This is a genomic window from Streptomyces sp. NPDC127177, from assembly GCF_042672475.1.
Classification (GTDB): Bacteria; Actinomycetota; Actinomycetes; order Streptomycetales; family Streptomycetaceae; genus Streptomyces.
The window spans coordinates 77,155-85,280 of the sequence record NZ_JBHXUW010000009.1 but is presented as its reverse complement, the minus strand read 5'-3'; the positions used below and the strand labels follow the sequence as shown (position 1 = coordinate 85,280).

5 protein-coding genes and 2 riboswitches are annotated in these 8,126 nt (G+C 72.9%); of the genes, 1 reads left to right on the top strand and 4 read right to left on the bottom strand.

Annotated elements, in window-relative coordinates:
• The 4 genes from ACFVJX_RS08750 to ACFVJX_RS08735 form a co-directional block, all read right to left on the bottom strand.
• On the bottom strand, nucleotides 1-1,156 hold a 1,156-nt coding region (locus ACFVJX_RS08750; protein WP_385744151.1), incomplete at its 3' end, for an ATP-binding cassette domain-containing protein.
• Complete coding sequence (locus tag ACFVJX_RS08745) at nucleotides 1,153-2,337, bottom strand: CbiQ family ECF transporter T component (protein WP_384122138.1); 1,185 nt, start codon at nucleotides 2,335-2,337, stop codon at nucleotides 1,153-1,155. The genes ACFVJX_RS08750 and ACFVJX_RS08745, both read right to left, overlap by 4 nt.
• 5 nt (nucleotides 2,338-2,342) lie before the next feature.
• On the bottom strand, nucleotides 2,343-3,257 hold the full coding sequence (locus tag ACFVJX_RS08740; protein ID WP_384122141.1) for a hypothetical protein: 915 nt from the start codon (nucleotides 3,255-3,257) through the stop codon (nucleotides 2,343-2,345).
• Nucleotides 3,254-5,998 carry a prenyltransferase/squalene oxidase repeat-containing protein gene (locus tag ACFVJX_RS08735; RefSeq protein WP_384122144.1) on the bottom strand — a complete coding sequence of 915 codons (2,745 nt, stop codon included), beginning with the start codon at nucleotides 5,996-5,998 and terminating at the stop codon, nucleotides 3,254-3,256. The genes ACFVJX_RS08740 and ACFVJX_RS08735 overlap by 4 nt, the downstream gene beginning before the upstream one ends.
• A gap of 165 nt (nucleotides 5,999-6,163) precedes the next feature.
• Nucleotides 6,164-6,234, bottom strand: a riboswitch (cobalamin riboswitch).
• 140 nt (nucleotides 6,235-6,374) lie between these two features.
• Nucleotides 6,375-6,451, top strand: a riboswitch (cobalamin riboswitch).
• 120 nt (nucleotides 6,452-6,571) lie between these two features.
• On the opposite strand from ACFVJX_RS08735, the gene ACFVJX_RS08730 reads away from it, so the two are divergent.
• Nucleotides 6,572-7,984, top strand: coding sequence for a hypothetical protein (locus tag ACFVJX_RS08730; protein ID WP_384122147.1), 1,413 nt, complete (start codon nucleotides 6,572-6,574; stop codon nucleotides 7,982-7,984).
• The last annotated feature ends 142 nt before the right edge of the window (nucleotides 7,985-8,126 follow it).

Below are 8,126 nucleotides of genomic sequence, written 5' to 3'. Positions count from 1 at the left end.
GCCCTCCGTTTTCGTGGTCGGGGGGGGGGGGGGTGTGCGGGGCCCCCGGCCGCCGGGGGGGGCGGCCCCGCGCCGCGGGCAGGGTGCGCGGATCGAGCGCCGGACCCTCGCCGGTGACGCGCACGGTTCCGGCCCCGCGCGGGCCTGACCCCTGCAACGCCCACAGCAGGGAGGATTTCCCCGAGCCGTTGCGCCCCATCAGTGCGGTGATCTCGCCGCCGCGCAGATCGAGGTGGACCTCGCGGACGGCGGGAACCCCTTGATAGCTGACGGTGACGCCGTGCGCGGTGAGCAGCGCGGGCCGTCCCGGCTCCGGGGTGGGACGTGCCGGAGCGGGCGTGACACCGGCCAGCCGGGCCCGGAGCGGGGCGGCGGCGCGGCGGGCGTCGCGGACGGACAGCGGCAGCGGGCGCCAGTCGGCGGTCCGGGCCAGTTCCACGATCGGCGGGGCGACGGAGGACGAGAGCAGGACCTTCGACGGGATCCCTTGCACGACGCGCCCGTCGCCCGGCAGGTGGATCACGCGGTCGGCGTACTGGACGACCCGTTCGAGGCGGTGCTCGGCCATGAGGACGGTGACACCCAGGTCGTGGACGAGCCGGGTGACGGCCGCGAGGACCTCCTCGGCCGCGGTCGGGTCGAGTGCCGATGTGGGCTCGTCGAGGACGAGGACCCGGGGGTGCGCGGTGAGGACCGAGCCGATGGCCACCCGTTGCTGCTGGCCGCCGGACAGTTCGTACAGCGGGCGGTGGCGGAGGTCGGCGAGGCCCAGCAGGTCGAGCGTCTCCTCGACACGTTTACGCATGACCGTCGGAGGGATCGCCAACTGCTCCATCGCGTAGGCGAGTTCTTCCTCGACGGTGTCGGTGACGAATCCGTCCAGTGGGTCCTGGCCGACCACGCCGACCACGTCCGCGAGTTCCCTGGGCGGATGGTGGGCGGTGTCCCGGCCGTCGACGGTGACGCGGCCGTGGAGGGTTCCGCCGGTGAAGTGCGGCACCAGTCCGTTGACGGTGCCGAGAAGAGTCGACTTGCCGACGCCGGTGTGACCGACGACGAGGCAGAGTTCGCCCTCCTCGACGGTGAGGTCGACCTCGCGCAGGGCGGGTCCGGCCGCGTCGTCGTACTGGACGGTGACCTGGTCGAAAGTGATCACGTGGCTCCGGCTTTCTCGGCGTGCCGCGGAGGAACGGCCGGGTGGGGCGGGGTCGGCGGTGGCGCGAGGAACCCGGCGGTCCCGGCGAGCAGGATCGCGAAGGCCGGCACGAGCGGCAGTGTGGGCCAACTGAGTGGATAGATGGAGGGATTGAGTTCTGCTGCGTCGTACCCCGCATTGCTGAAGAGCAGGACGGCGGAGAGCACACCCGCCCCGGCGACAGCCCATTCGGGCAGCAGCCACAGGTCGGGCCGGTAGGTGGTACGGGTCACCCTGCGTCCCCCGAGACGCAGACCGGCCACACAGAGCACCGCGCCCACCGCCATCGCCGGGAGGCCGAGGAAGGTGGGCGTGCTCGCGTCGAGGAGCCCGTACGCCCCTGCGCACAGGCCGCACATCCCGAGGAGCATGAGCGCGCCGGTGACGCGTCGGGAGCGGCGGGTGGCGGTGCCGGCGCGGCCGTATCCGCGGGAGTCCATTCCGGCGGCCAGGCGGAGCGAGCGTTCGAGGGCGTCCTCCATGACGGGCACGACGATGCCGCGCAGGGCCTTGAATCCCTTGTTGCGCCCTGCCCGCAGCCGTCGGGCGCGCGCCACCCGCTGCACGCTCTGCACGAGTTGGGGCGCGACGCTGATGGCGACGGTGACGGCGACACCGAGTTCGTGCAGGGCGCCGGGCAGGACCCGCAGGGCGCGTTTGGGGTTGGCGAGGGTGTTGGCCGCGCCGATGCAGCAGAGCATGCAGGCGAGGCGGAGCCCGTCGGTGGCGGCGGAGAGCAGGGCCTCCAGCGAGACGGGGCCGCCGAGTTGGATGCCTGCGTACCAGTCGGGGGTCGGGATGTGCGGGAGCGAGAAGAGGAAGTGGTCGTGCGGGGTTGTTCCGGTGGCGAAGACGGCTCGGAACAGGACCCGGATCGCCACGACGCCGAGCGCGAGCCAGAGGTAGTACTTGAAGCCGCGGGCCCAGGGTGCCTCGGTGCGGCGCGTGGTGACGACGTAGCCGAGGACCGCGAGCACGAGCAACAGCAGCAGCGGGTTGTTGGTGCGGCTGACGGCGGTGGCCAGTGCGAGTGCCCAGATCCACCAGGCGACCGGATGAAGCGTTCTGGGCAGACGACGGCCGCCCGTGTCCGGCACGGGTCCGGGGGCGGTGGCCGCGGGGCCGGTAGTGGTACGGGGCACCGGCGCTACTCCGTACGCCGTCGGCGCCTGGCCGCGAGCACGGCCGCTCCGCCGACGAGCACGACCAGTGAACCCCCGGCCACGACAGGTACGAGGGAGCCCGTGTCGTGCTTCGCGTCGGCTGCCGGGGCCGCGTCCACGACCCTCCTCCCGGTCGCCTCCTTCTCCGGGGTGGTGGCCCTCGGGGAGGGAGTGGGCGAGGCGGACGGTGATGCGCCGGGCGACGGGCTGCCGGAGGCCTTCACCGGAGCGGAGGTGGACTTCGACGGCGTGGGCCTGGGCCGTTCGGACACCTTGGGCCCGGTGTCGGTGCCGGGCGGCAGAGCAGGGGCCCGGTCGGTGGCGGCGGGCCTGCCGGCGTTCTTGTCGGCCTTGGTGTTGTGGGCGCGCAGCTGGTCGGGCGTGAGCTCGGGGCGGCCCTCGGTGCCGCCGATGTCGGTGCCGCCGAAGATCCACAGGTCCACGCTGCCGGGTTTCGGCTTGTAGAGCATGGCACCGAGCTGGCTGTACTCCCAGGAGTTCGCGCCCGGGTCCGCGTGCCAGTACGACCAGTAGGCGGAAGCTGGCGGTGTCAGCACGCAGTCGTCCTGCTGGGGCGTCGGGTACTGCTTGCCGCCCTGCCGGCCGCTGTATCCGATACGGCAGATGAAGGCGGGGCCGTCGTGACCGGTTCCGGTGGTACGCCAACCTCCCTGGTTGAGCAGTTCGTACCCGGTCGTGGGCGTCGTACCGCAGGAGCGGTAGACCGGGCCGCCCCAGTGGCTGAAGTCGACGGCCAGGACGGCTCCGGAGGTGGTGGTGCACCGGCCCATCGGCTGCGGATCCGCGGCAGCCGAAGGCGCGTTGGCCGCCGGCACGGCGGCCGACAGGAGGAGGACGGCCGCCGCCCGTACGGCCCCCCGCCGGATGGCCGTACTCATATCCGTCCCCCGGTGGTGGTACGGCGGCGGGCCACGGCGACCACGCGCCATCCGGCTGCGACGAGCAGGGCCGCGAAACCGGCGAGCGCGCCGATCCGCACACCCGTCGAGGCCAGCGCTCCCCCGCCGGAGCCGCCGGCATCGGCGTCGACGATGCCGCCTGTTGCGCCTGCCGAGTCGTCGGGCGTGACGATCAGCGGGGTGGAGGGGCTGGGGCTGGGCGTGGGCGGCGGCGTGGTGCCGGTCAGGGCGCGCTCCAGCGTGCCGAACGAGATCCCGGTGGCCCCGCCGACCGCCTGGGTGGAGGCGCGCAGGTCGGAGCCGCGCTGTCCTTCCTTGGCGACGTTGAACCCGCCGTCGGAGTTCTGCTGGCCCGCGAGGAACCGGCGCGCCCCGGCGATCTCGGACGCGTAGGCCTTCGCGTCCAGCGAGAGCCCCTGGACCGCGAGGGCGGCGGAGTTGACGGAGTCGCCCGCGGCGCCGGGGAAGCCGCCGTCGGGAAGCTGCTTGCCCGCGATCCAGGCCAGCGCCCTGCCCACGGCCTTGTCGGCCTTCTCGCCGCCGGCGAGGTCCAGCGCCATCGCCGCGATGGCGGTGGAGTCGACGTCGGAGTCTCCGGTGGCGGGAATCAGGCTGGGCCACGCGCCACTGCTGTGCTGGAGGCTCTCCAGATACGCGATCGGCTCCTGCGCCGCCGCCTTCTCGTCGGCGCGCAGCTGGGCCATCACGGCGAGGGACTGCGCGAAGACCGAAGGGGCGTACGTGTAGGCGCCCTTGGCGGCGCAGCTGCGGTCCGGGGCCGTGCTGGGCTCGGCGCACACGCTCTTGTCCAGTGCGGCGACGAGGTCCTTACCGCCGAAGGAGCGCGGGTCACGGCCCACCGCTTCGGCCAGCAGCGCGGCCTTCCCGATGGAGCCGCCCAGCGCGTACTGCGTGCCCGTTCCGGTCCAGTCCTGGAGGGTTCTGCCCTCGCCGTCCTTGCCTCCCTTGTCGAGGAAGTCGACGATGCCGCGGAGCTTGCCGTTGTTCAGGCCGGTGGCGGCGAGCGCGAAGCCGCCGTCGATGGTGAGTCCGAAGTCAGCACGGGAGGATCCGGTGCCCGCGACGTAGTACTGCCCCTGCTTGAGGTTGCCCGCACCGGTGAGGTAGGCGACCCCCTTCTTCAGGTCGGGTCCCTCACCGGCCGGAAGGGTCGGGTCGGTGGTCGGTTGCCCGGTCGTGGGCGGCCCGGTCACCGGCGGGTCCGTGGGGCCGGGCCGCTTCGCCGTCAGGCGGGCCAGATCGGTGTCAGCGCCCGCCAGGACCGCGGGCGCCGTCGCGTAGAGAGCCGGGTCGGTGGCCCCTTCCTCGAAGCCGAACCCGCCGCCGTCCAGTTGCTCGCGTGAGAGCCAGGCGACGGCCGCGTCGGCCTGAGCCGGGTCGTCGAGGGCGCGCAGCGCCTGGGCGGCGTAGGCGGTGGCGTAGACGCTGCCGGTCCCGGCCCCGGTGTAGCCGGGGAACGAGCCGTCCTCGCGCTGCGTCTTTTTCAGGTAGGTCCGGGCCTTGGCCACCGCCGCGTCCCGGCCGCCCGCCTCCTGGAGGACGAGGGCCACCAGGCCGGTGGTGGCGGGGTCGCCGTCGCAGTACTCGCCCGGACGGATCAGGATGCTGGTGATCCCGCCGTCGTCGCACTGGAGCCGGGCCAGCCGGTCGACCGTTCCCGCCGGGGGAACGGTACCGGCGCGGAGCAGGGCGAGCACGGCGAACGCCTGGCCGTCGGCGTAACCGGCGTTCCGGAAGTCTCCTTCGGCGGTGCAGCCGGGGGTGGGGCTGCCGGAGTCGGGGCCCGCAGCGCAGACGTTGTCCGCGAGGGCCGCGATCAGGTCGTGGCCGCCGAAGGCGTGCGGATCGGTGTCCGTGACCTCGGCGACAAGGGCGAGCCGGGCGGCGGCCGTCGCGTCGGGGGCCTGGTCCCTGCCCGCCGCGTAGGCGTAGTCGTCGGTGTGGGCGGCGAGGAAGTCGGTGACCTTGCCGAGAGTGGCGCTCTCGCCCCCGGCGGCGGCCAGGGCGTAGGCGGCCTCGGTGGTCAGCAGGTAGTCGGCGGTGCCGGCCCCGTCGTCGACGATGCGTTCCCCGTCCGCGAGCGCGCCCTTCGCCCAGGCCGCGGCGGCAGCGACGTCGATCTCACCTGCCGGGACCGCGGGTCCGCTGCCGCCGGGGCCGGGGGTCCCGGTGCCCCCGCCGGCGCGCACGTCGTCCGGGGTGAACGTGGGTCCGCCCGTGGTGCCGCCGACGTCGGTCCCGCCGAACACCCAGGCGTCCACGTCACCGTCCTCGGGCTTGCGGTCCATGGCCCCGTACTGGCTGTAGGTCCACTTGTTCTGGCCCGGCGAGGCGATCCAGTACGACCAGTAGGCCGTGGCCGGCGGGGTCAGTACGCACGACTCCTGGTCCGCTGCCGGATACTGCGCACCGGAGCCGGACCCGATGCGGCAGATGAAGGCCGGGCCGTCGTGCTGCGTGCCCTCGGTGGTGAAGCCCGCCTCGTGGAGGAGTTCGTAGCCGGTCGTCGGCGTCGTGTCGCAGCCTCGCTCGACCTCGCCCGCGAAGGGGCTGAAGTCGACGGCGACGACAGCGCCCTTGGTGGCGGTGCACTCACCGATCGGGTCGGCGGCCGCCGGGGTGACCGTGACGAGTGTCACGCACATGGCAAGCAGTAGGAACGCCACTGACATCAGGGACAGGAACGCCCTGATACCCATCTGCCGGTCTCTTCGCTGTGCGGTCCCCACCACGGCCCCCTCGTCATGTCTCCGCGGGGATCCGAACGTGGTGGGACGGCCTCGACACCCACGGGTTCACCGTCGGCGGGGCTGATCGACCACGCCGTAGTCCGCGACGGCGTTTCTCGCTGAAGATCAGGTCCAGGCATTCCGGCTCGCCCGGCGGAAACCGGGCCTACGGTTGCGGGTCAGCGCCGGATTTCGACCGGCTTCCCCTGGAACTCAGTGCGTTTCAGGCGGATTGGAGCACGCAGAGCGACACCCCGTCAAGACACCCCCGACGGCGGCGGGGTGGAGCAGAGGACACGTCTGGCGGGACCGGACGGCCTCCGGTAGCGTCCTGGGCTGCCACATGGGGGAACCCGGTGAGAATCCGGGGCTGACGCGCAGCGGTAGTGGAACGGCTGGGGGCCGTTCCGAGCCCGAATGCCCACGCGGCGATGCACCACAGGAAGCCGGTCCACGCGTTCGGGCGGCCCACCCTGCCCGTTGCCGCCTCCACGGTGAGCCGCGCGGGCCCGGTCGGCGCGCCCCTCATCCCAGGAGCAGGCCATGTCCCGACTTTTGATCTCACGTCGTCTCGCGTTCACGGCGACCGCCGGCATCGGGGCGCTCTGTCTGAGCGTCCTGCCGGCCGCGGCCACCGCCACACCGGCCCAGGTGGCCACATCGAGGGTGAACGGCGTCGCTTACCTCAAGTCCCTTCAGGGAGCGGACGGTTCGTACGCCTCGGGAGGGCTGTCCAACGAGTGGGCGTTCAGCGCGCTCGCCTCCGCCGGCACGGCGGCGGTCGATGTGACACCGGGCGGCGACACCACGAAGAACGCGAGATCCGTGTACCGCGCGCTGCTCGCGACGGCGAGCTGGCCGTCCTCGACACCGGTCGTCACGGACTACGAACGCGCCACCCTCAACGCCTACGCGGCCGGAATCGACCCGGCCCGGGTCTCCGCCTCCCGCAATCTGGTCGCCGACATCTACGGCTACTGGCAGACCGCCGAGCCCGGCTACTTCGGCCCCTCGGCCAACTTCAACGGGACGGTCTTCGCCGCACTCGCCCTCGGTGGCGCACGGACACAGGCGGGGGCGCCTCGGGTGCCCGGGTCCCTGCGTGACGCCTTGATCGCCCGGATCCGTGCCAACCAGCACAACGACGGCGGCTGGAACTTCGGCAGGGCCGAGGGCGATCCGGGACAGCTCGGCTCGGCCGGCGACATCGACATGACCGGCGCCGCGATGGCCGCGCTCTGTGTATCCGGGGTTTCGAACACCGACCCCGGCATCGCGCGGGCCAAGGCGTTCCTCAAGAGCAAACTGGTGCCGGGAAGCGGCGCGTTCAACGCGATGTTCGGCGTCAACACCGACTCCAACGGCTGGGCCGTATCCGGGCTCAACGCCTGCGGAGTCAACCCGCAGACCGGCGACTTCCTGACCTCGGCGGGCAGGACCCCCGTCGACTTCCTGATCTCCCAGCAGTTCAACCCCGGCGGCGGCTTCAGGTACCTGCCCAGCGACACGACGCCCTCCGCCTACGCCTCGATCGACGGGCTGCGCGCCGTCGCGGGCGGCGGTTTCACCGCCACTCCCCCGGTCCCGGCCACCACCGGCGCACCCCGGTGGGTGGCCCATACCACCTTCACCTCGGGTACGGCCGCGAAGCTCGCACTGACCGTGGACGACGGCGCGGGTGGCCTCAAGGTCTGCTCCGTGGCCTTCACGCCCACCGGCGCCACGACCACGCTCGGCGCGGTTCTGGACTCCGCCGCGACCGCGGCCACCCCGCCCGGCTGCGTGAGCGGCCTCGCTCCCTCCTCCGGAACGGGCGCCGTCACGGCCCTCAACGGCAGGAGCAACAGTGGCTCGGAAACCTGGAAGGTCAGCGTCGACGGTTCGGCGTTCACCGGAGCCGTTCGCGGGAAGGTGATCAACGCGGGTGACACGGTCGCCCTCCGCTCAGGAACCTGACCTCCTGGGCGTCACCGGGTGAGAGGCCGTTCCCGCGCGCGGCGGCCGGGCCCAGTCACGGCCCCGCCCCCCCCACCGGGGCGGTCGTGTCATAACCGATGTGGAAGGCGACCAGCTCGGTCTCGAGCCACGGGAGTTCGAA

Coding starts and splice junctions, on each gene's coding strand:
- ACFVJX_RS08740 (WP_384122141.1), bottom strand. CDS start 3,257: ATGAGTACGGCCATCCGGCGGGGGGCCGTACGGGCGGCGGCCGTCCTC.
- ACFVJX_RS08735 (WP_384122144.1), bottom strand. CDS start 5,998: ATGGGTATCAGGGCGTTCCTGTCCCTGATGTCAGTGGCGTTCCTACTG.
- ACFVJX_RS08730 (WP_384122147.1), top strand. CDS start 6,572: ATGTCCCGACTTTTGATCTCACGTCGTCTCGCGTTCACGGCGACCGCC.